The 24,073-nt window shown below is 73.7% G+C and carries 14 protein-coding genes; 10 read left to right on the top strand and 4 right to left on the bottom strand.

From position 1 onward, the window contains the following. Window positions 1–162: 162 nt before the first annotated feature. The 5 genes from AB0F29_RS31455 (at window position 163) to moeZ (ending at window position 6,682) form a co-directional block, all read left to right on the top strand. Entirely contained in the window at window positions 163–2,055 is a 1,893-nt protein-coding gene (locus tag AB0F29_RS31455; RefSeq protein ID WP_361879180.1) for a DUF3492 domain-containing protein, read from the top strand. Then, on the top strand, window positions 2,048–3,364 hold the full coding sequence (locus AB0F29_RS31450) for a hypothetical protein (protein WP_361879178.1): 1,317 nt from the start codon (window positions 2,048–2,050) through the stop codon (window positions 3,362–3,364). The genes AB0F29_RS31455 and AB0F29_RS31450 overlap by 8 nt, the downstream gene beginning before the upstream one ends. A 253-nt stretch (window positions 3,365–3,617) precedes the next feature. Then, window positions 3,618–4,583 carry an NAD-dependent epimerase/dehydratase family protein gene (locus AB0F29_RS31445; RefSeq protein ID WP_003966459.1) on the top strand — a complete coding sequence of 322 codons (966 nt, stop codon included), beginning with the start codon at window positions 3,618–3,620 and terminating at the stop codon, window positions 4,581–4,583. Next, a complete protein-coding gene (locus AB0F29_RS31440) occupies window positions 4,571–5,404 on the top strand; it encodes a spherulation-specific family 4 protein (RefSeq protein ID WP_361879175.1) in 834 nt (277 codons plus the stop codon). Before AB0F29_RS31445 ends, AB0F29_RS31440 begins: the two co-directional genes overlap by 13 nt. Before the next feature lie 99 nt (window positions 5,405–5,503). After that, window positions 5,504–6,682: an adenylyltransferase/sulfurtransferase MoeZ gene (moeZ, locus tag AB0F29_RS31435; protein WP_018956324.1), complete on the top strand. Its 1,179-nt coding sequence runs from the start codon at window positions 5,504–5,506 to the stop codon at window positions 6,680–6,682. Window positions 6,683–6,770: 88 nt separating this feature from the next. On the opposite strand, the gene AB0F29_RS31430 is transcribed toward moeZ, so the two are convergent. The 3 genes from AB0F29_RS31430 to AB0F29_RS31420 form a co-directional block, all read right to left on the bottom strand. Beyond that, complete coding sequence (locus tag AB0F29_RS31430; RefSeq protein WP_361879171.1) at window positions 6,771–8,366, bottom strand: alpha/beta hydrolase; 1,596 nt, start codon at window positions 8,364–8,366, stop codon at window positions 6,771–6,773. A gap of 116 nt (window positions 8,367–8,482) precedes the next feature. Continuing rightward, window positions 8,483–10,069, bottom strand: a complete 1,587-nt coding sequence (locus tag AB0F29_RS31425; protein WP_361879168.1) for an alpha/beta hydrolase — start codon at window positions 10,067–10,069, stop codon at window positions 8,483–8,485. Between the two features lie 181 nt (window positions 10,070–10,250). Further along, entirely contained in the window at window positions 10,251–13,100 is a 2,850-nt protein-coding gene (locus AB0F29_RS31420; RefSeq protein WP_361879165.1) for a lysylphosphatidylglycerol synthase transmembrane domain-containing protein, read from the bottom strand. A 221-nt stretch (window positions 13,101–13,321) separates the two neighbouring features. Between AB0F29_RS31420 and AB0F29_RS31415 the strand changes: the two genes are divergently transcribed. From AB0F29_RS31415 to nudC, 5 genes are all read left to right on the top strand, one after another. Next, entirely contained in the window at window positions 13,322–13,837 is a 516-nt protein-coding gene (locus AB0F29_RS31415) for an MGMT family protein (RefSeq protein WP_361879162.1), read from the top strand. Window positions 13,838–14,101: 264 nt separating this feature from the next. Continuing rightward, entirely contained in the window at window positions 14,102–17,488 is a 3,387-nt protein-coding gene (locus AB0F29_RS31410) for an ATP-dependent DNA helicase (RefSeq protein WP_361879159.1), read from the top strand. Window positions 17,489–17,543: 55 nt separating this feature from the next. Next, window positions 17,544–21,059, top strand: coding sequence for an ATP-dependent DNA helicase (locus tag AB0F29_RS31405; RefSeq protein WP_361879156.1), 3,516 nt, complete (start codon window positions 17,544–17,546; stop codon window positions 21,057–21,059). Between the two features lie 10 nt (window positions 21,060–21,069). Then, on the top strand, window positions 21,070–22,464 hold the full coding sequence (locus tag AB0F29_RS31400) for a dipeptidase (RefSeq protein WP_361879153.1): 1,395 nt from the start codon (window positions 21,070–21,072) through the stop codon (window positions 22,462–22,464). Between the two features lie 138 nt (window positions 22,465–22,602). Continuing rightward, window positions 22,603–23,559 (top strand): NAD(+) diphosphatase, encoded by a 957-nt coding sequence (nudC, locus tag AB0F29_RS31395; RefSeq protein WP_018956332.1) that lies wholly within the window; start codon window positions 22,603–22,605, stop codon window positions 23,557–23,559. A 79-nt stretch (window positions 23,560–23,638) separates the two neighbouring features. Here the strand turns inward: nudC and AB0F29_RS31390 are convergent, their stop codons facing one another. Next, entirely contained in the window at window positions 23,639–23,893 is a 255-nt protein-coding gene (locus AB0F29_RS31390; protein ID WP_006127421.1) for a glutaredoxin domain-containing protein, read from the bottom strand. Window positions 23,894–24,073: the final 180 nt, after the last annotated feature.

Below are 24,073 nucleotides of genomic sequence, written 5' to 3'. Positions count from 1 at the left end.
AGCGGTGGCCTTGCCATCGAGAATCTGGGCAGTCATGCGCCCATCCTCGCGGATGCGACGGACAACCGTCCGTCGCGCCACCGACGTATCCGCTTACGGTCGTCCCGCTGCGAGTCGCCATTTCAACGGCGGCCGCCCACAAGGGAGATCGGGGGTGTATTCGTGCGGATCGGACTGCTCACCGACGGTGGTTATCCGTATGCGACCGGTGAGTCCAGACTCTGGTGCGACCGACTGGTGCGCGGGCTGCCGCAGCACGAGTTCGACCTGTTCGCCCTGAGCCGCTCCGCCCACCAGGAGGACCAGGGCTGGGTCCGGCTTCCGTCCCAGGTCAGCCGGGTGCGCACCGCGCCGCTGTGGACCCCCGAGGACGGCACCCTGCGCGGCAGCGGCGAACGCGGCCTGCTGGCCCGGCTGGTGACCGGGGGCGAACGGTCCTACGGGCGGCGCGACCGCAGGCGGTTCACCGACGGCCTCACCGCCCTCGCCACCGCGATCTGCACCCCCGACGAGGCCGGTACGGGAGCGGGTGAGGGAACCGGCGCGGAGTTGTTCGCCGAAGGGCTCTACGGCCTCGCCGAGCTGGCCCGCGAGCGCGGCGGACTCCATCTCGCCCTGCGCTCCGAGGACACCGTCCGGATCCTGGAGGCCGCCTCCCGCGCCCGGGGCACCGGCCGCACCGTGCAGAGTGCCACCGTCCCCGACCACCTCGCCTTCGCCGCCGAGCTGGAGCGCGCGCTGCGCCCGCTCTCGCTGGACTGGTACGACCAGGAGAGCCTCGGAGCGGTCGACCTCTGCCATGCGGCCTCCGGTGGAGCGGCCGCGCTCCCGGGGCTCCTGGCCAAACGCTTCTTCGGGGTGCCGCTGCTGGTCACCGAGCACGGCGTCCCGCTGCGCGCGCACTACCTGGCCGCCTGCGACACCCCGTACGGAACCCCTGTGCGCGCCCTCCTCGCCGGATTCCACGGCCGCCTCACCACCGAGGTCTACCGGCAGGCCGCGATCGTCACCCCCGGCAACACCCACGTCCGGCGCTGGCAGCAGCGCTGCGGAGCGGACCCCGCCAAGCAGCGCACGGTCTACCCGGGAATGGCGGCCGAGCGCTTCGGCCAGGTCGGCGAGGACGCCGAGCGCCTCGCCGCGGTCGGCGGGGGCGAAGGCGCGGGCGGCCCCGACACGCTGGTCTGGGTCGGCCGGATCGAGCCCGCCAAGGACCTGATCGCCCTCCTCCACGCCTTCGCCGAGGTCCGCCGCGCCGAGCCCGGCGCCCGACTGCGCCTCTTCTGCGCCCCGGCGGACGGCGACGAGGCGGCCACCACCTACCTCGCCCACTGCACGGCCCTGGCCGCCCGGCTCTTCCCGGACGAGGCCGCCGGCGCGCGCACCGAGGGCGTCAGCCCGGTCACCTTCGAGGAGATCGGCGGCCCCGAGGTCCCCGACCTCGCCGAGGCCTACGGCGCGGGCGGCGTGATCGTGCTGTCCAGCGTCGTCGAGGGCTTCCCGGTGAGCCTCGTCGAAGCCATGTTCTGCGGCCGGGCCACCGTCTCCACCGACGTGGGAGCGGTCGTCGAAGTCATCGGCGGCACCGGCCTGGTGGTGCCCCCGCGCAACCCCAAGGCGCTCGCCGACGCCTGCGTCGCACTGCTGCGCGACCCCGGGCGTCGAGCACGCCTGGGGGCCGCCGCAAGGGCCCGCGCGCTCGAACTCTTCACCGTCGAACAGAACCTCGCGGCATTTCGCGGCATTTACCTGGAGCTGATCTCGCACACCCCGGTGCGCCGCGAGGCCGACACCGTGGACGCCCACGGCGACCCGCTGCCCTTCGCCACCCCGCCGGAAGCCCGCCTCCTCGGCCACTGGACCCAGCGCGGGCCGCACCTCCGTCCACAGCCGGACCCGGAGCAGTCCGACGCCTCCGTGCCGAGCCGGGCGTCCGCGCCCGGGAGCCGACTGCCGGCCCGGCCAGGGGAGCCCGAGCCGCAGCACCCGCGGGAGCCGGAGCCCGAGGGCGTCTGCGCGATCGCGTCCGGACCGGCGGGAGACAGCAATGCGTGACCACCCGGCCTTCCACGAACCGGCCTTCCACGAACCGGCCTTCCACGAACCGGCCTTCCACGAACCGGCCTTCCACGAACCGGCCTTCCACGAAGCGAGCTTCCCCGGCCCCGGAGGCCGCCCCGACCACGGAGACCACCCGATGACCCGTCCGGACGACCCGGAACGCACCGCGCCCGCCCCGGAACGCCCCGCGGAGATCCGGCCCCGCACCACGGCGCGCCGGGCGCCGGGCGCCGCCGCCCGCCGAGGCCCGGCCGACCCGGTGAAGTCCCTCCTGCACCACCACCGCGACCTGTGCGAACGGGCCGTGGACCCCCTGGAGATCGCCGCCGGACTGGAGGCGCACGGCCTCACCGACCGCACCGCCGCCCGCTACCGCCACCGGGACGTCTTCGCCCTCGCCGAGGAGCTGTACGCCCGCATCCCGCCCCGTACGCGGGAGCGCGTCGCCGACGGGCCTCCCGGCCCCGGTCCCGACACCGACGCGCGAGCCGCGTGGACGCTCCTCGCCCTGCTCCCGGGTGCCGCCTGCCTGGCGACCGCCGGGGTGCTCCGGGTCACCGAGGGCGCCCTCGGTGACGGGACGCGGGCCCTCGTCACCGTCGTCGGCGCCGTCCTGGCCTGCCTGGCCCTCCGGGCGTGCCTGGGCCGGGGCCCTCTGCGCGCCCCCGACGGAGCGGGCCGGGCCGGGATGTACGGCTGCTGGCTGCTGAGCTACGCGGTGTACGGCGAGGAACTGCTCGCCCAGGTCATGACCGGCGGGCCGGACGGTACGTGGGACGGCACCCCGGCCCCGCTGCTCGGTCTCGCCGCCGCCGTCGCCCCGGCCGCCTGGTGCGTCCATCTCTTCACCGTCCACGCCCACCGCAAACTGACCGGCAGCCGCGCCCTTGAGGAGTTCGGCGCGGGCGTGCGGCCCTTGCTCCTGGCGGCCGTCACCCTCTTCCTCGGCGCGCTGCTGCCCCTGCTGTACCTGGCCGACCTCGGCCTCGGCGGCGGCACGCCCGTCGCGGCCGCCGCCCTCGGGGTCCTGTTCTTCGTGGCCCGGCTGCTCGCCGCGCACGGGCTGCCCGAACCGGGAACCGTCGCGCTCGCCGCCGCCTGCGCCGTCGAGGCCGGGGCCACGGCCCTCGTCCTCGCCGCCCGGCTCCCCGGACTCGAACCCCTCGCCCGGCCCGTGAACGCCCTCGTCTCGGTGGGCGGGACCGGAGCCGTGTCCGCCCTCGCCTGCGGCGGGGCCGCCGTCGGCCTCCTGCTGCACGCGGCGTTCGCGCTCTCCCGCGCCTCCGCCCACACCCGGACCTGAGCCGGCCCCACCGACGTACCTCCGCCCGACCCACCGACGTACCTCCGCCCGACGTACCCACGAACCACCGCACGACCCGCCTACCGCACCAGCCCCTCCGACCGTTCCACCGCTTCACCGCCCCACGTCCGCGGAGCCGACGCCGTGGGCTCGTCCAGCACCGCACGACCGACTCGATGACCTAGGAGAAACCCGCCATGACCCCCCAACCCCCCGCACCGGCAGTGAGCCGTCGGCACCGAGGCGGTGCGCGATGAGGGTGCTGCTGCTCGGAGCCAACGGATTCCTCGGCCGCTTCGTCGCCGACCGTCTGCTCGCCGATCCGGCCGTCCACCTCACGGCTCTGGGCCGCGGCGACGACGCCGACGTCCGGTTCGACCTCGCGGGCGGCAGTCCCGGGGCGCTCACCCGCTTCCTGGACGCCGTCCATCCCGGAGTCGTCGTCAACTGCGCGGGCGCCACGCGCGGCGGCGCCCGCGACCTCACCCGGCACAACACCGTCGCCGTCGCCACGGTCTGCGAGGCCCTGCGCCGCAGCGGCTGCGGGGCGCGGCTCGTCCAGGTCGGCTGCGCCTCGGAGTACGGGCCCTCGCAGCCCGGGTCCTCCACCGCCGAGGACGCGGTCCCGCGCCCCGGCGGCCCGTACGGCGTCAGCAAGCTCGCCGCCACCGAACTGGTCCTCGGCTCCGGCCTCGACGCCGTCGTCCTGCGGGTCTTCTCGCCCGTCGGCCCCGGCACCCCCGCCGGCTCCCCGCTCGGCCGGCTCGCCGAGGCGATGCGCCGGGCCATGCAGTCCGGCGACGGCGAACTGAAGCTCAGCGGTCTCGGCGTGCAGCGGGACTTCGTCGACGTACGGGACGTGGCGCGGGCCGTCCACGCCGCCTCGCTCTCCGCCGCCCAGGGCGTCGTCAACATCGGCACCGGGCGGGCCGTCCGTCTCCGCGACGCCGCCGCCGTCCTGGCGAGAGTCGCCGGGTACGCGGGCGCCCTCCACGAGCTGGACACGCCCCCCGCGCGCCTGCCCATCGGGGCTCCGCGCACCTCCGCCGAGTCCGTCATGGAGCACCTCGCCGCCACCCCGTCCCCGTATCCCGACGGCTGCGGCGCCTGGCAGCAGGCCGACGTCCGTACCGCGCGGGACCGGCTCGGCTGGCGGCCCCGGATCAATCTGGAGGAGTCCCTGGCGGACATCTGGATGGAGGCGGCGTGCCGTATCTGACCGCTCCCGCCGACGCCCGCCGCACCGCGGGCGGCGAACAGCTCGGCTTCGGCGTCCCCGGCTACGCCCACCCGCTGCTCGCCCCCGCCGAATGGGCCGAACTGGCCCGCCCCGGCACCCCGCTGCACTGGGCCGTCCTCAACATCGCGGACGGCCCCGGCTCCCGGCCCGACCCGCACTGCCTGGAGGCGGCGGGCAGGCTGCGCAACGCCCGCGAACGCGCCCTGCACGGCTGCTCCCCGGACGACACCGTCCGGGCCTCCGGCGGCAGGCTGCTCGGCCACCTCGACCTGGCCTGGGGCGAGCGGCCGTTCGAGGAGCTGATCGCGGACGCCCGGTCCTTCATCGACTGGTACCGGATCGGCGGCTTCTACCTCGCCCGCTGCCCCGCCGAGCGGACCGAGCTGCCGGCCGTCCGCAGGCTCACCGGTACGCTCCACGCCCTGCTGGCGGAGAGCGACAGCGCCGACGATGGGGGCCGGCTGGTGCTGGGCCACGGCAGGCACCCGTATCCCGGGTACGCGGAGGCGGCCGACCAGCTGGTCACCTTCCAGGGCCCGTGGACCGACTACCGCTGGTCCCAGGTGGCCGAGTGGACGGCCGAGTATCCACCGGAGCGGTTCGCCCACCTTGTCCACGGGGTGCCGCGCACCCACCTGGAGGAGGCCATGCGCATCGCCCGCTGGCAGGGCGCCGGGACGATCTTCTTCACGGACCGGAACGACCGGGACGACCGAAGCGGACAAAGCGACCCATTCGCCGCGCTGCCCAGGTACTGGGACGAAATCGTCTCGCGGATCGGACCTGGTATCTCGGAATGAGGAGGGGCGTGGCAGTGTTACGGGGAGAACAACCGTACGTAGTCGACCGTAAGAAGCCGGTCTACGTAGAATCCGACCACCTGCATTGTTGAGGTTCCTGTGTCGCTGCCACCCCTGGTCGAGCCAGCTGCTGAGCTCACCGTCGACGAGGTCCGCAGGTACTCCCGCCACCTGATCATCCCGGATGTGGGGATGGACGGGCAGAAGCGCCTGAAGAACGCCAAGGTGCTGTGTGTCGGCGCCGGCGGCCTCGGCTCGCCGGCCCTGATGTATCTGGCCGCGGCCGGTGTCGGCACGCTCGGCATCGTGGAGTTCGACGAGGTCGACGAGTCGAACCTGCAGCGCCAGATCATCCACAGCCAGGCCGACATCGGCCGGTCCAAGGCGGAGTCCGCCAAGGACTCCGTGCTGGGCATCAACCCGTACGTCAACGTGGTCCTTCACGAAGAGCGGCTCGAAGCCGAGAACGTGATGGAGATCTTCGCGCAGTACGACCTGATCGTGGACGGCACGGACAACTTCGCCACCCGCTATCTCGTCAACGACGCCGCGGTGCTGCTGAACAAGCCGTACGTCTGGGGCTCGATCTACCGCTTCGACGGCCAGGCCTCCGTGTTCTGGTCCGAGCACGGGCCCTGCTACCGCTGCCTCTACCCGGAGCCCCCGCCGCCGGGCATGGTTCCTTCCTGCGCCGAGGGCGGCGTGCTGGGCGTGCTCTGCGCGTCCGTCGGCTCCATCCAGGTCACCGAGGCCATCAAGCTGCTCGCCGGGGTCGGCGACCCGCTGGTCGGCCGCCTGATGATCTACGACGCCCTGGAGATGCAGTACCGCCAGGTCAAGGTCCGCAAGGACCCCGACTGCGCGGTCTGCGGCGAGAACCCCACCGTCACCGAGCTCATCGACTACGAGGCCTTCTGCGGCGTCGTGTCCGAGGAGGCGCAGGAGGCGGCGCTCGGCGCGACGATCACTCCCAAGCAGCTCAAGGAGTGGATCGACGGCGACGAGAAGATCGAGATCATCGACGTCCGCGAGAAGAACGAGTACGAGATCGTCTCGATCCCCGGCGCGAAGCTGATCCCGAAGGGCGAGTTCCTCATGGGCACCGCCCTCCAGGACCTCCCGCAGGACAAGCGCATCGTCCTGCACTGCAAGACGGGCGTCCGCAGCGCCGAGGTCCTCGCGGTCCTCAAGTCCGCGGGCTTCGCCGACGCGGTGCACGTCGGCGGCGGCGTGATCGGCTGGGTCAACCAGATCGAGCCCGAGAAGCCGGTGTACTAGAGCGTTCCGTACCGATGCCGTACGGAAGGGGCCGGTCCGCGCACGCGCGGACCGGCCCCTTCCGTATGCCCGGACTCCCGGGCCCCTCCTACGAGCAGGTCGTGCCGTCCTCGGGGACCTTCCCGTCCAGGAAGTAGTCGTCGATCGTCGAGGTCACACAGTCGTTGCCGCCGTAGGCCCCGTGCCCCTCGCCCTTGTTGGTCAGCAGGATGCCGACGCCCTTGCCCAGCTCGTCCGCCATCCGCCGCGCCCCCTCGTACGGGGTCGCCGGGTCGCCGGTCGTCCCGACGACCAGGATCGGGCCCGCGCCCGGTGCGCTGGTCTCCGGTGTCTCGTGCTCCCCCTCGACCGGCCACTGGGCGCACCAGCCCACGGTGTCCCAGGCCAGGAACGGGCCGAAGACCGGTGACAGCTTCCGGAACTCCGGCAGCAGCGCGCGGGCCTCGTCCACGGTGGGGCGGGACGCCGAGTCGGCGCAGGAGATCGCCCGCTGCGAGTGGCTCTGGGTGTCGTAACGCCCCTGCTCGTCCCGGCCGTTGTACGAGTCGGCGAGCCGGAGCAGACCATTGCCCGTTCCGGCGTTCTCCGCCTCGTCGAGCGCGGCCGTCAGGGCGGGCCAGTCCGATGCGGAGTACAGCGGGGTGACGATGCCGGTGATGGCGAGCGACTCGCTCAGTTCGCGGCCCGAATCGGTCGGCAGCGGGCTCCGGTCCATGCGGGCCAGCAGCCGGGCGATGCGCTCGGAGCCCGCCTCCGGGTCCTGGCCGCGGTCCTTGAGGTAGTTCTCCAGGGCGCGCTGGAAGCCCGTGGTCTGGTTGCGGGCGTGCCCGGTCCCGTCGGCCGTCGGGTCGACGACCGCGTCCAGCACGGTACGTCCCACCTTGTGCGGGAAGAGGTGCGCGTACGTTCCGCCCAGCTCCGTACCGTAGGAGAAGCCGAAGTAGGACAGCTTCTCGTCGCCCAGGACCTCGCGGATCAGGTCCAGGTCGCGGGCGGCGTCGACCGTCCCGACGTGCGGCAGGATCGCGCCCGAGCGGCGCTCGCAGCCGGTGCCGAAGTCCGCGGCGTCCTCGATGAACGCCGTCTCCTCGGCCGCCGTGTCCGGAGTCAGGTCGACGTTCCGGTGGGCCTGCTCCTGCTCCTTGTCGGTGCGGCAGCGCACCCCGGAGCTGGCCGCGACCCCGCGCGGGTCGAAACTCACCAGGTCGTAGCGGTAGTTGAGGTTTGCGTACGCGTCGGCCGAGCGCGGCAGCATCGCGACGCCGGATCCGCCGGGTCCGCCGAAGTTGAACAGCAGCGAGCCGAGCCGCCGCCCCTTGTCCCGGGCCTCCTTTCGGACCAGCGCGACGGAGAGCGTCTCCCCCGTCGGCTCCGCGTAGTCCAGCGGTACCTCCACGCTCGCGCAACGCCAGGCGGAGCCGGGGGCCTCGCCGCCCCGGGGGGCCGGGCAGCGCTTCCAGTCGAGGCGCTGCGAGGTGAGGGCGGAGGGCAGCTCCGGTGTCTTGGGGGAGTCCTTGAGGTTCGTGGGCGTGGGCGCGGCCGAGGCGCCGGCGGGACCGCCGCCCGCCGGATCGCTCGCCTCCGGCTCCGAGCTCAACAAGCCGCAGCCGGCCAGCAGTCCCACCGCGAGGAGGGCTGCTCCTGTCGAGACGGCGGCCCGCTGGCCACGACGGTGCGCACGCATGATCCGGCTTCCCTCCCTGGGGGGCGTCCTGCCCGAGGCCGGTGGTGACGCGTCGGGCGGCTGAGATGTGCGGCCATGCTAACCGGCATGCGCGACAAGGGAGTCGGGGGTCGGAGTCACCCGCAGACGGTGCCGGACTTCGGCACCGTACCGTTCAACAGATAGCCTTCCACCGTCCGTTGCACACACGCGTCCTTGCTGTTGTACGCCCCGTGCCCCTCGCCCTCGTAGGTGAGCTCGACGCCGACGCCCTCGCCCAGCTTCTCCACCATCGCCTTCGCACCCGCGTACGGGGTCGCCGGGTCACCGGTGTTGCCGATGACCAGGATCGGAGCGGAGCCGGGGGCGCTGACATCCGGGGTCTTCCAGGCGCCCGCCACCGGCCAGCCGGTACAGCTCATCAGGCCCCAGCCCAGGTAGTCCCCGAACAGCGGGGACGCCTTGCGGAACGCGGGCAGCGCCGCCTTCGTCTGCTCCAGCGAGAACCGCTGCTCGCTGTCCGCGCAGTTGATGGAGATGTTGGCGGCGTTGGAGTTGTCGTACCGCCCGTCCTCCGAGCGGCCGTTCAGCGAATCGGCCAGGGCGAGGAGCAGCCCGCCGTTCCCGCCGCCCGCCTCGTCCAGGCCCTGTTCCAGCAGCGGCCAGGTCTCTTTGGAGTACAGCGCGGACGCGATGCCGGTGGTGGCCAGCGTCTGCGTCAGCGCCCGGTCGCCGAGTCCGTCGACGGGCTCCTCCTCCAGCTCGGCCAGCAGATCGGCGATGCCCTGCTCGACCTCCTGCCGACTGGCCCCGGGCAGCGCGCAGTCGTCGCGCTCCGCGCAGTCCTTCGTGAAGTTGTCCAGGGCCAACTGGAAGCCCTGGGCCTGGCCGATGGCCGACTGCTCGGCGTCCTTCGTGGGGTCGACCACCGCGTCGAAGACCGCCCGGCCGACCTTGTCGGGGAAGAGGTGGGCGTAGACGCCGCCCAGCTCGGTACCGTACGAGATGCCGAAGTAGTGCAGCTTGTCGTCGCCCAGCACCGTGCGCATCAGATCCATGTCGCGGGCGGCGTTCGTCGTGCCCACGAAGGGGAGTTCGGGGCCGGAGTTCTCCTCGCAGTCCGCGATGAAGTCCTTCTGCCCCTGGACGAACTGCTTCTCCTCGGCCGCGTCGTCCGGGGTGGAGTCCTCCTGGTAGAAAGCGTCGAGCTGGGCGTCGTCGGCGCACTCGACGCCCTCGCTGCGGCCGACCCCGCGCGGGTCGAAGCTCACCAGGTCGTACCGGGTACGGAGCTTGTCGTACTCGGTGCCGAACGCGGGCAGCGTCGCGACGCCGGACGCGCCCGGTCCGCCGAAGTTGAACACCAGCGAGCCGATCCGCCGCTTCGGCTCCTTGGCCTTCGCCCGCACCAGCGCCAGCTCGATCGTGCGGCCGTCCGGCTCCGCGTAGTCGAGGGGTACGTCCATGAAGGAGCACTCCCACACCACGCCGCCGGGCAGCGGCGACGGCGACTCGCCGCCGCCCTGGGCCGAGTTCGGGGGCGGGCACGGGGACCATGCGAGCTGCTGCGACGCCAGATCGTCGGCGGTGGAGGACGGAGAGGCGGTCGAGGCCCCGGTGGGCGTCGAGGACCCCTCCCCGTCACCGTCGCCCGAACAGGCGGCCAGCGGCAGCAGCACGGTGGCGGCGAGGGCGGCGGCACGCAGAGCGGGGGAAGTCCTCATGCCCCCATCGTGCGGCGGGGCGCCGGGGAGCGCGGCCGGGCGCGGTCCATGCGGGTGGCGGGGGCCCGCTGCTGCCGGGCTGCCCTCCGGGCGGCGACGGGAGTTCGACGACAGGGCCGGGGCCGCAGCTCGCCCGCGGGGGCCCGGCGGGCGGGGCTGCTCGCCCGGCCACGGCCTCCGGCTACAGCTCGCCCTTGCGGGTCAGCTGGTTGAAGGCGATCCACCCCGGCAGCACCGGCAGCCACAGCGTCATCACCCGGTAGAGCAGCACCGCGGGCGCCGCGACCTCCGCCGGCAGGCCGACCGCGATCAGGCCCAGCGTCAGCGCGCCCTCGACCGCGCCCATTCCGCCCGGCGTCGGGGCCGCCGAGCCGATCGCGTTCCCGGCCAGGAAGACCACCGCGATGCTCGCGTAGCTCAGCTGGGGCACGTCCGGACCGCTGAACGCCCGGATCGAGGCGTCCAGGCAGAGCACGAACAGGCCGGTCAGCAACAGCATGCCGCTGATGCCCGTCAGCAGCTTCTGCGGCCGCTGCACCACGTCCAGCATGCGCGGCACGACCCCGGCGAACAGCGAGCGCACCCGCGTCACCACGAACTTCCGCAGGAACGGGACCGCCGTCACCACCAGCACCAGCACCGCGACCGTCAGCAGACCGGCGATCACCGTCCGGGACGGGGTCAGCGAGTCCGGGGTCCGCTCCGTACCGGTGAGATACCCGAACAGCGCCAGCAGCATGATGTGGGCGCCGAGCCCGAAGAGCTGCGAGGCCCCGACGCTCGCCACCGCGAGCCCGGGGCGCACCCCGGCGCGCTGGAGGAAGCGGGTGTTCAGGGCCACGCCCCCGATGGCCGCCGGCGCGACGATCTTCACGAACGAGCCGGCCACCTGCGCCTGCACGGTCTTCGAGAACGGCACCCGCTCCGGCACGAAGCCCAGCAGACTCATCGCCGCCGCCACGTAGCTCAGCGCCGAGAATCCGAGGGCGGCCGCCACCCAGCCCCACTCCGCCTGCTCCACGACCACCCCGAAGTTCGCCTGGGTGACCTGTGAGATCAGGAAGTACGCGGCGATGGCCCCGGCGATGAAGCTGAAGAGGGTGCGCGGTTTGATGCGCTCCAGGCGGACCGGTTCGACCGGGGCCTGCGGGCGGATCAGCAGCACCTGACGCCGGATCTGGGCGAGCAGATCCTCCTCGCGGGCCTCCTCCAGCGCGTCGTCCATGGCGCGCTTCTCGGCCTGCTTCTCGGTGCGCAGCGATTTGCGCTCCGCCTTGTGGTCCGCCTTGAGGTCTGGCTTGGGGCTCGTCCTGGGGCCCGCCTTCGGTTCGGTTCCCCGGTCCGCGCCGTGCTGCGGGGGAGTCCCACCGGTGGACTCCCCGGCGGAGTCCGCGGTGGAGTCCTCAGCGGCCTGCGCCTTCGCCTGCTTGGCCGCCTGCGAGGCCTCCACCACCGCTTCCCGCTCGCGCTGGGAACGCTCGCGGGCGATCCGGCGCAGCGTCGCCCGGGTGGAACGGCTCAGCGCGATCGGCTGGAGCAGCGGCAGACAGTCCGCCACCGCGTCCGGGCCCAGCACGGCCAGCGCCCCGGCGACCGACCGCTCGGCCCCCACCCGCAGCCCCAGCGTGGTCAGCAACTGGGCCACGTCCATCCGCAGCACCAGATCACCGGCGGCGATCTCACCGCCGCGCAGATCCGTCACGAACGCCCTGCCGGAACGGTCCACCAGGAGCGCGTCACCGGTCAGCCTGCGGTGCGCGATCCGGCGCGACTGGAGAGCCTTCACCTGACGCCAGGTGCCACGCACCAGATCGTCGGTGATCTCCTCGTCCTCCATCGAGTCCAGCGTCCGGCCCCCGATGTGCTCGTAGACGAGCATCACCGCGTCGGGGCCCAGCTCCGAGGTGGCGATCAGCTTGGGCGCGTTCGCCCCGGCGGCGATGGCCGCGTACGCGAGCAGCGCCTCCTGCTCCAGCGCCTGGCGCAACGACTGGATCGAGCGCCGCTGGGTGATCCCGCGCAGCGTGAGCCGCCGCCAGGCCCGGTAGAAGAACCCCTGGGCCTGCTGTTCCCGGTCGACGACGGTGACGTCCAGCGGGGGGCCGTCCTCCAGGGTGACCAGATAGCGCCGTCCCCGGTCGCTCTGGTCGGCGTGGTCCGGGGCGTCCTCGGTGCGCATCGCCGCTACCGGGCGGAAGCCCACGTGCCGCAGCCCCGCCATCAGGTGCTGGCCGGTGGGGCGGACGTTCGGCGAGCCGACCGCGTACAGCGTCCCGTACGCCACGGTCCAGCCGATCAGCACGGTGAGGATGATCGAGAACGGGGTGGTGTACCCGCCCACCAGCATCGCGAACGCGTCGAGCAGCAGCACCACCCACAGCACCACGCGCCAGCGCGGCCTCCGTGCCATCCCGACCGCCGTCATGTACGCGATGACCGGCGCGAGATAGCCGTGGACCGGGTCGGTCAGACCGCCGGCCGTCTGCGGCTGGGTCAGCGCGTCCTGGATGGTGCCGGGCGCGGACCGCGAGACCCAGAGGTCGGTGGCGAGCGTCACCCCGTGGGCGAGCACGGCCGCGAGCACACCGTCCGCGATGCGCAGCCCGTCGCGTTTGATGAGGCGTTCGATGGCGAAGGCGACGGGCACCAGCAGCACGGCGATGCTGGACACCAGGCCGGCGATCTTGATCAACAGATCGGGCGCCTGCTCGGTGCCCTTGGAGATGTCGTCCTCCAGGCCGGTGGTGGTGCCCTGGGCGAACGCGGCGATCGAGAACAGGACCGCGATCGCGAGCACCCCGATGAGCAGCCGCATCAGGTCGGAGGGGCGGTGCACCCGGGCGGGGAGCAGCGGCTCGTCGCCGGAGACGCGGTCCGTCAGAGCGGCCTCGGCCGAGGCCGGTGTCGAGCCGGCCAGATGTCCGGTGGCGGACGCCGTGGGGCCGTCGGCACGGGGCGCTCCGGAGGACTCGGAATCACCCTGCGGGCGCTCCCCGGCATCGGAGGCGTCCGCCGCCTTCGGTGGCTGCACGCCCTGCTCCTTCATCGCCTCTGGTCCGTCTTCGTGTTCTGGTATCACCGGTCACCGCCCGCATGATGGTGGCACGGCCCGTAGACAGAGGGGGGCATCAGGGTGCATCGCACGGGCGCGGGAAGCGCAACATACGCTCCTTTCCGCCCGGGTGCACGCGGTGTGCCCGGACGGCTACCGTTTCGGCCGGGCTGTCGGTGGCGTACGGCAGGATGGGACGGATGAGCCAGGACCAGACGGACGAGAGCGGCTCCGGTACCGCCCCGACCGGCGCCGAACTGCCGGAGTACGCGGAGCGCGTCCTCGATGTGACCGACCTGATCCCGCCCGGCCGGGTGATGACGTACGGCGACATCGCGGAGTGGCTGGGCGAGGGGGGACCCCGCCAGGTCGGCCGGGTCATGGCGCTGTACGGATCGGCCGTGCCGTGGTGGCGCGTCGTCCGCTCCGACGGGACCCTGCTCCCCGCCCACGAGCTGCGGGCGCTGGACCACTACCGCGCCGAGGGCACCCCGCTGCGCGAGGCGTCGCACCGGGCGGAGGGGCACATTCCGCGCATCGACATGCGGCGTGCCCGCTGGGACGGCGGTGTGCGACCGGACGGCGGCGGTGGCGGTGCGGAGGGCGGACAGACGGGAGCCGTGCCTCATGAAGGGCGCGGTGCGGACGGTGACGCCGACGGCGCTGGTGGTGACGCGGGCGGTGCGGGCGGTCGGGGCGAGAAAGCTCACACCTGACAGCTTCCGCCATCGGCCCCCGACGGATACGGCCCCACGCGGCAGCGCACGTGACGGCGGCAGCGCACGTGATGGCGGCAGCGCACGTGATGAGCGACGCGGCACAGCCGCTGCCTCCCGTGCCGTCGCTGGCGTAGCGTCGTCATCGCGCGGCACGCTCCGCTCCTCCCCTCTTCTCCGTCCGCACCGACCCCGTCCGCACCGAACCCGACCCTCACCCATCACTCGTACATCCGCGTACGCCCACCAGGACCGGCGATCCACGTGAGTTCCTCCTCCATCCGGCACAGTCCGCACCGTGAGTCACGGCCGCGGACCACGGGTGCGTACCGCCTGGTCCGCACTCCGCCGGGTTCCGTGGATCCCCCCCTCCTGGACGCAGGCCAGCGCGCGGTGGTTGACCACCCGGGCGGCCCGCTGCTGGTCCTCGCCGGGCCCGGCACCGGGAAGACCACCACCCTCGTCGAATCCGTCGCCGCGCGGGTCGACCGGGGCGCCGACCCCGCCCGCATCCTTGTCCTCACCTTCAGCCGCAAGGCCGCCGTCGAGCTGCGCGACCGGATGGCCGCCCGCCTCGGGGCGGCCCGGGGCCCGCAGGCCACCACGTTCCACTCGTACTGCTACGCGCTGGTCCGGGCCCACCAGGACGCCGACCTGTTCGCCGATCCGCTGCGCCTGCTGTCCGGACCCGAGCAGGACGTCACCGTCCGCGAACTGCTCGCGGGCCAGCTCGACCTGGAGAAGGCGGGCCTGGCCCACGTCCGCTGGCCGGACGAGCTGCGGTCCTGCCTGACCACCCGCGGCTTCGCCGACGAGGTGCGCGCCGTGCTCGCCCGCAGCCGTGAACTGGGCCTCGGCCCGGACGCGCTGGCCGCCTTCGCCCGCCGCACCGGCCGCCCGGACTGGACGGCGGCGGCCCGGTTCCTCGCCGAGTACCTCGACATCCTCGACGCCCAGGGCGTCCTGGACTACGCCGAGCTGGTGCACCGCGCGGTCCTGCTCGCGGAGCGCCCCGAGGTGGCGGAGCGGCTGGCCGGGAGCTATGACGCGGTGTACGTCGACGAGTACCAGGACACCGACCCGTCCCAGGTGCGCCTGCTGCACGCGCTGGCGGGCAACCAGGGGAGCGCGCCGGGGTACGCCGAGGAGCGCGGGGCGGCAGCGCGCGGCGGGCGGACGCTGATCGCCTTCGGCGACCCCGACCAGTCGATCTACACGTTCCGGGGCGCCGATGTGAACGGCCTTCTCGACTTCCCGGACACCTTCCGCCGGGCGGACGGGGGGCCCGCGCCCGTGGGCGTCCTCACCACCTCCCGCCGCTCCGGGGCCGGACTGCTCGCGGCGACCCGGCTGCTCACTCGCCGGATGCCGCTGACCCGGCTGCCCGCCGACATGGTCCGCGCCCACCGCGACCCGGCCGCCGTCCGGGACGGCGGCCGGGTCGAGACGTACACCTACCCGACCGCGTCCACGGAGCTGGAGAACATCGCGGACCTGCTGCGCCGCGCCCACCTGGAGGACGGGGTGCCGTGGCAGGAGATGGCCGTGCTGGTACGGGCCGGAGGCCGCTCGCTGCCCGCCGTCCGCCGCGCTCTCACCTCCGCCGGAGTCCCCCTGGAGGTCGACGGCGACGACCTGCCGCTGCGCCACGAACCGGCCGTCGCCCCCCTGCTGACGGCGCTGCGGACGGTGGCCGTGGCCGCGCTGCACACCGCCCGCGGCGTCGAGGGGCCGGACACCGCCCGCGGCGTCGAGGAGCAGGACGAAGCGGCGGCCCCCTGGCTCGACTCCGAGACCGCCCTCACCCTCCTCACCTCCCCGCTCGGCTCCATGGACGCCGCCGACCTGCGCCGCCTCGGCCGGGCCCTGCGCGACGAGGAGCGCGCCGCCGGGATCCGGGTCCCCGCACCCTCCGACGCACTGCTGGCCCGCGCCCTCGCCGAGCCCGAACGCCTCGTCACCCACGACCCGGCGTACGCCCACGGCGCGCAGCGCCTCGGCGCGCTCCTGCGCAAGGCCCGCGAGCTCCTCGAAGGCGGCGGCACCGCAGAGGAGGCCCTGTGGACCCTGTGGAACGGCACCCCTTGGCCCGGCAGGCTGGAGCGGGCCGCGCTGCGCGGCGGGGCGGGCGGGCGCAACGCCGACCGCGATCTCGACGCCGTGTGCGCCCTGTTCGAGACGGCCGCCCGCGCCGAGGAGCGCACCGGCGGGCGCGGGGCCCTCAACTTCCTCGAAGAGGTCGACGCCCAGGACATCGCCGCGGACACCCTCTCGCGGCGGACCGCCCGCCCCGACGCCGTACGCCTGATGACCGCCCACCGCTCCAAGGGCCTGGAGTGGCGGCTCGTCGTCGTCGCCGGGGTCCAGGAAGGCGTCTGGCCCGACCTGCGCCGCCGGGGCTCCCTCCTGGAGGCCGACCGGATCGGCCGCGACGGACTCGCCGAACCCCTCACACCCGGGGCCCTCCTCGCCGAGGAACGCCGGCTCTTCTACGTCGCCGCCACCCGCGCCCGCGACCGCCTCGTCGTCACCGCCGTGAAGGCCCCCGCCGACGACGGCGACCAGCCCTCCCGCTTCCTGACCGAGCTGGGCGTCGAACCCCGCGACGTCACCGGCCGCCCCCGCCGCCCCCTCGCCGTCGCCGCGCTCGTCGCCGAACTGCGCGCCACCACGGTCGACCCGGCCGCCTCCGACGCGCTGCGCGAGGCCGCCGCCCACCGCCTCGCCCGGCTCGCCGCGCTCACCGACGACGAGGGGCAGCCGCTGGTGCCCGCGGCCCACCCGTACCGCTGGTGGGGTCTGGAGGAGCCGACCCGCTCCGCCGTGCCGCTCCGCGACCGCGACCAGCCCGTCACCCTCTCCGGCAGCGCGCTGGACCAGCTCGCCAACACCTGCGCCCTCCAGTGGTTCCTGGGCCGCGAGGTGAAGGCCGACGCCCCGGCCACCGCCGCCCAGGGGTTCGGCAACGTCGTCCACGTACTCGCCGACGAGGTCGCCTCCTCCCGGACCCCCGCCGACCTGGACGTCCTCATGGAACGCCTGGACTCCGTGTGGAACGGCCTCGCCTTCGACGCCCCCTGGAAGTCCGACCAGGAGAAGGACCAAGCCCGCGCCGCCCTGGAACGCTTCCTCCAGTGGCACGTCCTGGACCGGGGCGGCCGCACACCCACCGCGAGCGAGCACGACTTCGACGTGACGCTGGAGGCGGGCGAGTACGCCGTCCGCATCCGGGGCTCGATGGACCGGGTCGAACAGGACGCCGAGGGCCGGGCGTACGTCGTCGACTTCAAGACCGGCAAGAGCGCGCCCACCAAGGACGAGGTCGCCGCCCACCCCCAGCTCGCCGTCTACCAGCTCGCCGTCCGCGAGGGCGCGGTCGACGAGGTCTTCGACGGCCGGCGCCCCGAGCCGGGCGGCGCCGAGCTGGTCCAGCTCCGTCAGCCCGCCCCCAAGAAGGAGGGCGGCGACGCCTTCCCCAAGGTCCAGGCCCAGGAACCACTGGCGGGGGAGTGGGTCTCCGGCCTGCTCGCCACCGCCGCCGGAAAGGTCCTGGACGAACGCTTCACGCCCACCACCGGCGCCCACTGCGCCCACTGCGCCTTCCGCGCCTCGTGCAGCGCTCAGCCGGAAGGCCGACAGGTGGTGGAGTAGGGCCTTTCGTGGGCATCGGCCCGGGTTGTCAGCGGCTCCGGTTACCGTTTCTCACGTGTCCCCACCCCTCACCGATCCCGAGCAGCTCAAGGAGCTCCTCGGGATCCCGTTCACCCCGGAGCAGACGGCCTGCATCACCGCGCCGCCCGCCCCGCAGGTGATCGTGGCCGGAGCCGGGTCGGGCAAGACCACGGTGATGGCCGCCCGTGTGGTCTGGCTGGTGGGCACCGGACAGGTCGCGCCGGAGCAGGTTCTCGGCCTCACCTTCACCAACAAGGCGGCGGGCGAACTGGCCGAGCGCGTCCGCAGGGCGCTCATCGCCGCCGGGGTCACCGACCCCGACGTCATCGACCCGGACAACCCCCCGGGCGAACCCACCATCTCCACCTACCACGCCTTCGCCGGCCGCCTCCTCACCGAGCACGGCCTGCGCATCGGCCTGGAGCCGACCACCCGCCTCCTCGCCGACGCCACCCGCTACCAGCTCGCCGCGAAGGTGCTGCGCGAGGCCCCGGGCCCCTATCCGGCGCTCACCCGGTCCTTCCCCACCCTGGTCAGCGATCTCCTGGCGCTCGACGGGGAGCTGTCCGAACACCTTGTGAGCCCCGGCGCGCTGCACCGTCACGACACCGAGCTGCTGAGCGCCCTGGAGCACACGAAACTCAGCAACGCCGACCTCCGCAAGATCCCCGAGGCCGCCGAGGCCCGCCGCTCCCTCCTCGCCCTCACCGAGCGCTACCGAACCGCCAAGCGCAGCCGGGACCTGCTGGACTTCGGCGACCAGATCGCCCTCTCCGCCGAGCTGGCCCTGACCCGGCCCGAGGTCGGGAAGATCCTGCGCGAGGAGTTCCGGGTGGTCCTCCTCGACGAGTACCAGGACACCTCGGTGGCCCAGCGGCTGTTGCTCTCGGCGCTGTTCGGCAGCGGTACGGAGTCCGGCGAGGGCGGCCGCACGCCCACCGGCCACGCGGTGACCGCCGTGGGCGACCCCTGCCAGGCGATCTACGGCTGGCGCGGCGCGTCCGTCGCCAACCTCGACGACTTCCCCGAACACTTCCCGCACGCGGACGGCGCCCCCGCCACCCGCTACAGCCTCAGCGAGAACCGGCGCAGCGGCGGCCGTCTCCTCCAGCTCGCCAACAGCCTCGCCGAACCCCTCCGGGCGATGCACGAGGGCGTCGAGGCGCTGCGCCCCGCCCCGGGAGCCGAGCGGGACGGCATGGTCCGCTGCGCCCTGCTGACCACGCACACCGAGGAGATCGACTGGCTCGCCGACTCCCTCGCCCACCTCGTGCGCACCGGCACCCCGCCGGGCGAGATCGCCGTCCTGTGCCGCACCGCCGGGGACTTCCCCGAGATCCAGGCGGCGCTCGTCGCCCGGGACATCCCGGTCGAGGTCGTCGGCCTCGCAGGGCTGCTCCACCTGCCCGAGGTGGCGGACCTGGTCGCCGTCTGCGAGGTGCTCCAGGACCCGGGGGCCAACGCCTCCCTCGTCCGCCTCCTCACCGGACCGCGCTGGCGCATCGGCCCCCGCGACCTCGCGCTCCTGGGCCGCCGCGCCCGCCTCCTCGTCCACCGGGCCGGCCACGCGGACGACGCCGACGCGGACCAGCGGCTCGCGGACGCGGTCGAGGGCACGGACCCGGCCGAGGTGATATCGCTCGCGGACGCGCTGGACACCTTCCTGGTCGTGGGGGACGCGGCCGACGACGGGCTGCCGTTCTCCGCCGAGGCCCGCGTCCGCTTCGCCCGCCTCGCCCGGGAGCTGCGCGACCTGCGCCGCTCGCTCGCGGACCCCCTGATGGACGTCCTGCACCGGGTCCTGGCCACCACCGGCCTTGAGGTCGAGCTGTCCGCGTCCCCGCAGGCGCTGGCCGCCCGCCGCCGGGAGACCCTCGCCAACTTCCTGGACACCGCGGCCCGGTTCGCCTCCCTGGACGGCGAGGCGACCCTGCTCGCCTTCCTCGGCTTCCTGCGGACCGCCGCACAGTACGAGAAAGGCCTCGACAACGCGCTGCCCGGCGGCGAGAACACCGTCAAGGTCCTCACCGCCCACAAGTCCAAGGGCCTGGAATGGGACGTCGTCGCCGTACCCGGACTGGTCACGGGCCAGTTCCCGAGCGACCGGGCCCGGGAGGCGTGGACCGCCCAGGCCCAGGTGCTCCCGCACGCCCTGCGCGGCGACGCCGAGACGCTCCCGGCCCTCGACGCTCGCGACGGCCTCGACGCCAAGGGGATCAAGGCGTTCAAGGCGGAGATGAAGGAACACCAGCACACGGAGGAACTGCGCCTCGGCTACGTCACCTTCACCCGCCCCCGCTCCCTGCTCCTCGGCTCCGGCCACTGGTGGGGCCCGTCGCAGAAGAAGACCCGCGGCCCGTCCGCCTTCCTCGACGCGCTGTACGAGCACTGCGCGGCGGGCCACGGCGAGATCGAGGCCTGGGCGGACGAGCCCGCGGAGGACGAGGAGAACCCGGCCCTCGCGGAACGGGACGCCGACCTGGCCTGGCCGCTCCCGCTGGACGCCGACGCCCTGGCCCGCCGCCGCGCCGCCCGGGACACGGTGCTGGCCCACCTGGAGCGGCTGGCCACCGGTGAGGCTTCGCACGAGCCCGAAGACACACCCGCCGACGAGGAACTGTTCGACGCGGAACTGTTCGGCGCTGAGCCGGCCGACGAGGAGTGGGTCGACGCCGAGCCGCTCGACTCGGAGCCGGCCGACGAGGAGTGGGACTGGGACGCGCTCCCCACCGAACGCCCCCCGGGCGCACCCGGGACGGCACCGGACCCGGCACCTGACACCGCACCGCCCCCGCCCCCGCACATCCCGGCCGCCCGCCACCCCCAGGAGGCCGGTCCCGCGGAACGGCTCACCCCCGAGGAGGCCCGCACCCTCGCCTCCTGGGACCGGGACCTGGACTCCCTGGCCGGGGAGCTGCGCCGCGCCCGCGCCACCGTGCGCGAGGTCCTCGTGCCCGCCGCGCTCTCCGCCACCCAGCTGCTGCGCCTGGCCGAGGACCCCGACGCCTTCGCCCGGGAGCTGGCCCGGCCCATGCCCCGCCCGCCCCAGCCCGCCGCCCGCCGGGGCACCCGGTTCCACGCCTGGGTGGAATCGCGGTACGAGGAACTGCCGCTGCCCATGCTCGGCCCCGACGAACTGCCCGGGGGCGACGAGAGCGACGCGGAGATCGCCGACGAGCGGGACCTCGCCGAGCTGAAGGAGGCGTTCGAGCGCACCGCGTACGCCCGGCGCACGCCGTACCGGGTGGAGACGCCGTTCCAGATCACCCTGGCGGGCCGCGTGATCCGGGGCCGGATCGACGCCGTCTACCGCACGGGCGACCGGTACGAGATCGTCGACTGGAAGACCACCCGCCACCGCACCGCCGATCCGCTCCAGCTCGCCGTCTACCGGCTGGCCTGGGCCGAACTGCACGACCTGCCGCTCGAAGAGGTCACCGCCACCTTCCTCTACGTACGCAGCGGGGAGACCGTCCAGCCGCGGGGACTGCCCGGCCGGGCAGAGCTGGAGCGGATCCTGCTGGACGAGCCGGCCCCCGAGGACGGATAGGCTCAAGAGCATGAGCGAGACCCCGGACAGCGCCGTCCGTACGTACACCGAACAGCACCGCGCAGCCTTCCTCGACGACCTCGCGGAGTGGCTGCGCATCCCGTCCGTCTCCGCGCAGCCGGAGCACGACGAGGACGTCCGGCGCAGCGCGGAGTGGCTGAGCGCCAAGCTCAAGGAGACCGGCTTCCCGATCACCGAGATCTGGGAGACCCCCGGGGCGCCGGCGGTCTTCGCCGAGTGGCCCAGCGAGGACCCGGACGCCCCGACGGTCCTGGTCTACGGCCACCACGACGTGCAGCCCGCCGCGCGCGAGGACGGCTGGGCGACCGACCCGTTCGAGCCGGTGATCCGGGACGGCCGGATGTACGGACGCGGCGCGGCCGACGACAAGGGCCAGGTGTTCTTCCACACCCTCGGGGTCCGCGCCCACCTCGCGGCGACCGGCCGCTCCACCCCCGCCGTCCACCTCAAGCTGCTGATCGAGGGCGAGGAGGAGTCGGGCTCCCCGCACTTCCGCGCCCTGGCCGAGCAGCGGGCGGACCGGCTCGCCGCCGACGCGGTGATCGTCTCGGACACCGGCATGTGGGACGAGGACACCCCGACCGTCTGCACCGGCATGCGCGGCCTCGCCGAGTGCGAGATCGAGCTGTACGGCCCCGCCCAGGACATCCACTCCGGATCGTTCGGCGGAGCCGTCCCCAACCCGGCCACCGAGATCGCCCGCCTCGTCGCCGCCCTCCACGACGCGGACGGCAGGGTCGCGGTCCCCGGCTTCTACGACGGGGTCACCGACCTCACCGACACCGAGCGGGCCCTCTTCGCCGCACTGCCCTTCGACGAGGCCACCTGGCTGCGCACCGCGAAGTCGGAGGCCGCGGCCGGCGAGGCCGGGTACTCCACGCTGGAGCGCGTCTGGGCCCGCCCCACCGCCGAGGTCAACGGCATCGGCGGCGGCTACCAGGGCGCCGGCAGCAAGACGATCATCCCCTCCTCGGCCCTGGTGAAGATCAGCTTCCGGCTGGTCGACGGCCAGGACCCCGACCGCGTACAGCGGGCCGTCCAGTCCTGGGCCGAGTCCCGTATCCCGGCGGGCGTCCGCCACCGGATCGCCTTCCAGCCGGCCACCCGCCCCTGCCTGACCCCGCTGGACCACCCCGCCCTCCAGGCGGTGGCCCGTGCGATGGGCCGGGCCTTCGGGAAGAAGATCCTCTTCACCCGTGAAGGAGGCTCCGGCCCCGCCGCCGACCTCAGGGACGTGCTCGGCGCACCCGTCCTCTTCCTCGGCATCTCCGTACCCTCCGACGGCTGGCACGCCCCCGACGAGAAGGTGGAGCTCGACCTGCTGCTCAAGGGTGTGGAGACGACCGCCCACCTGTGGGGCGAGCTGGCCACGGCACTGCGCTGAATCCCTGTCCCTGCTGAACGCCCGTACCCGCTGAATGCCCGCCACCGCACGCCCGGAACCGGAACTTCGCTGAATCCTCTGCACACCCTCCACGTATCTGTGCACACCCGATCCACCCAGGGGGAGTAGGAAGCACCTGTGAGCACCTTCGACAACGCCACCGCAGACCGCCCGATCGGCCTCACCGCGCCGAGCGGCATCGACCGCGCGGCACACCACCGCCTCGACGAGGCGTGGCTGGCCGTGGCGTGGAGCCACCCGACGACCCGCGTCTTCGTCGTCTCCGGCGGGCAGGTGCTGATCGACGACACCCCCGAAGGGGGCACCGAGATCGTCATGACCCAGGCCTTCGAGGCCCCGGTCACCGAGACCCACCGGTACTTCCTCGGCACTGACGAGGGCGGCGTCAGCTACTTCGCGCTCCAGAAGGACTCGCTGCCCGGCCGCATGGACCAGTCGGCCCGGCCCGCGGGGCTCCGCGAGGCAGGGCTTCTCCTCGGCCCCCGCGACGCGGGCCTGATGGCGCACGCCGTCGCCCTGGAGAACTGGCAGCGGCTGCACCGCTTCTGCTCCCGCTGCGGCGAGCGCACCGTCATCGCGGCGGCCGGTCACATCCGCCGCTGCCAGGCCTGCGGCGCCGAGCACTACCCGCGCACCGACCCGGCGGTCATCATGCTGGTCACCGACGACCGGGACCGGGCCCTGCTGGGCCGCCAGGTGCACTGGCCCGAGGGCCGCTTCTCCACGCTCGCCGGGTTCGTCGAGCCGGGGGAGTCGATCGAGCAGTCCGTTGCCCGCGAGGTGTACGAGGAGGCCGGGATCACCGTCGGCGAGGTCGAGTACATCGCCAGCCAGCCCTGGCCGTTCCCCTCCAGCCTGATGCTCGGCTTCATGGCGCGGGCGACCACCTTCGACATCACCGTCGACGGCGAGGAGATCGAGGAGGCCCGATGGTTCTCCCGCGAGGACCTCACCGCCGCCTTCGAGTCGGGCGAGGTCATGCCCCCGTTCGGCATCTCGATCGCGGCCCGCCTGATCGAGCTCTGGTACGGCAAGCCGCTCCCGAGGCCCGGCAGCGCGAAGCGGACCGACTGAGCACCCCCGGACACACCACTGCCCCCGGCGGTGCCGGGGGCAGTGATGGGCGCGACGGGCGGTCGTCCACCGGCCGGGATCAGGCGGCGAGCGCCTGCTTCACCTGGGCGAGCGACGGGTTCGTCATGACCGACTCGGTGCCCGAGGGGGCCACGATCAGCAGCGTGGGGACCGTCTGGTTTCCGCCATTCGCCTTCTCGACGAAGGCGGCCGACTCCGGGTCGTGCTCGATGTTGACCTCGTTGTACGCGATGCCCTCGCGGTCCATCTGGCTCTTCAGCCGACGGCAGTAGCCGCACCAGGTGGTGCTGTACATCGTCACAGTGCCCGCCATGTCGCTGGCGCTCCTTCGTCTCGTCCGTACGCTGCGCGGCCGGCAGCGTCACCAGCGGTCGGGCCGCTGTCGACGGCCCCTCCGCATGGATAGGGAACGTACGGGACGCGGCCACCATTCCCACCACGCCCCCGTATCGGCCCCATACCGGCCCCATACCGGCCCCCGTGCCGCCGTAAC

Source organism: Streptomyces sp. NPDC026589 (assembly GCF_040638385.1).
Taxonomy (GTDB): Bacteria; Actinomycetota; Actinomycetes; order Streptomycetales; family Streptomycetaceae; genus Streptomyces.
Note: the sequence above shows the minus strand (reverse complement) of the source record. Positions and strands in the feature narration are given on the sequence as shown.